The organism is Burkholderia sp. Bp8998, assembly GCF_003854235.1.
Classification (GTDB): domain Bacteria; phylum Pseudomonadota; class Gammaproteobacteria; order Burkholderiales; family Burkholderiaceae; genus Burkholderia.
Genome location: NZ_QTQF01000117.1, coordinates 1 through 1909 on the forward strand (window position 1 = coordinate 1; position 1909 = coordinate 1909).

Genomic DNA, 1909 nt, shown 5'->3' on the forward strand with positions numbered 1-1909 from the left:
GGTCGCAGCGGCGGTGGCGGTCGCGAACCTGAAGCTGCTGCGCGACGAAGGGATCGTCGAGCGCGTGAAGCACGACACGGGCCCGTACTTCCAGGCGCTGATGCGCGAGACCTTCGCGCGTCATCCGATCGTCGGCGAAGTGCACGGCCACGGGATGGTCGCGAGCCTGCAGCTCGCCGAGTCGCCGGCCGAACGCCGCCGCTTCGCGAATGGCGGCGACGTCGGCACGCTCTGCCGCGACTTCTGCTTCAACGGCAACCTGATCATGCGTGCGACCGGCGACCGGATGCTGCTGTCGCCGCCGCTCGTGATCTCGCGTCAGGAAATCGATGAACTCGTATCGAAGGCGAAGAAGGCCGTCGATGCGACCGCCCAGCAGCTGGGCCTTTCGTAACGGCTTTGCCTACAGGCGTGCGGCGGGTGCCGCACGCCGCCATAACCCAGGGGAATTCCACCATGCGTGCCTGCTTTCTTCGCCAAGCCTGTTCCGTCGCGGCCCTTGCCGCCGCGGCAGCGTTCACGTCGGTCGCCAGCCCGTCGGCGCGTGCCGCCGACGAGCTGAACGTCTACAACTGGTCCGACTACATCGCACCCGACACGATCCCGAACTTCCAGAAACAGACGGGCATCCACGTCAAGTACGACAACTACGACAGCGACGACACGCTGCAGGCGAAGCTGCTGGCGGGCAGCTCGGGCTACGACATCGTCGTGCCGACGTCGAACTACATGGCCAAGCAGATCCAGGCCGGCGTGTACCAGAAGCTCGACAAGTCGAAGATCCCGAATCTCGCGAACCTCGATCCGCTGCTGATGAAGATGATCTCGGACGCCGATCCGGGCAACCAGTACGGCGTCCCCTGGGCCTACGGTACGGACGGCATCGGCTACAACGCGCAGGCGGTGAAGAAGGCGCTCGGCGACAAGGCGCCCGTCGACAGCTGGGCGCTGGTGTTCGACCCGGCCAACATGGAAAAACTGAAGGGCTGCGGCGTGTCGTTCCTCGATCAGGCCGTCGACGTGTTCGCGGCCACGCTGCAGTACATGGGCAAGGATCCCAACAGCAAGAACCCCGGCGACTACCAGGCTGCGTTCGAAGTCCTGAAGAAAGTCCGCCCGTACATCACCCAGTTCAACTCGTCCGGCTACATCAACGACCTCGCGAACAACGACGTGTGCGTCGCGCTCGGCTGGTCGGGCGACGTCGGCATCGCGCACCGCCGCTCGTCGGAGGCGAAGCGTTCGTACGACATCAAGTTCTCGAACCCGAAGGAAGGCGGCCTGCTGTGGTTCGACGTGATGGTGATCCCGAAGGATGCACCGCACCCCGAGGCCGCGCTGAAGTGGATCAACTACGTGTCGGACGCGAAGGTCAACGCGGCGATCACCAACACGGTGTTCTACCCCACCGCGAACAAGGCGGCACACCAGTTCGTCACGCCGGCCGTCGCGCAGGATCCGACCGTCTACCCGCCCGAGGACGTGCTGAAGAAGATGGTGCTGATGAAGCCGATGCCGGCCGACATCCTGCGCCTCGAGAACCGTCTGTGGGCGCAACTGAAGACGGGCCACTGATCGCAACCCATCGCGGCGGCGCAGGCATCGGCTGAACGCCTGCCCGCCCGAGATTCGCGGACCGTCCGTCCGCCCGCGCGCATCGCGCGCCCAGTTCCATCCGGCACGAGCCGTCGTTCGCGAGTCGCTTTGCGCGCCTCGTGCGGCGACGCTCACGCCTGCAATCCGTGAAGAACGAATGGTGACTCCCATGCAATCGATACCCTCTTCCGCCGCTGCACGCCACACCCAACCGGCCGCCGTGGCCCGCACGAAGAACGACGCGTTCGTGCGCATCGAAAACGTCGTGAAGAAGTTCGGCGACAGCACGGCTGTCGACAACGTGAACCTGACG

1 protein-coding gene and 2 pseudogenes are annotated in these 1909 nt (G+C 65.2%); all 3 read left to right on the forward strand.

Annotation, left to right across the window (positions count from 1 at the left end):
• Positions 1-394 (forward strand): annotated as a pseudogene (locus tag DIE06_RS37625) (aminotransferase class III-fold pyridoxal phosphate-dependent enzyme); the annotation flags it as partial.
• Positions 395-456: 62 nt separating this feature from the next.
• Positions 457-1575, forward strand: coding sequence for a polyamine ABC transporter substrate-binding protein (locus DIE06_RS37630; protein ID WP_124665725.1), 1119 nt, complete (start codon positions 457-459; stop codon positions 1573-1575).
• Between the two features lie 190 nt (positions 1576-1765).
• Positions 1766-1909: pseudogene (locus DIE06_RS37635) on the forward strand (polyamine ABC transporter ATP-binding protein); the annotation flags it as partial.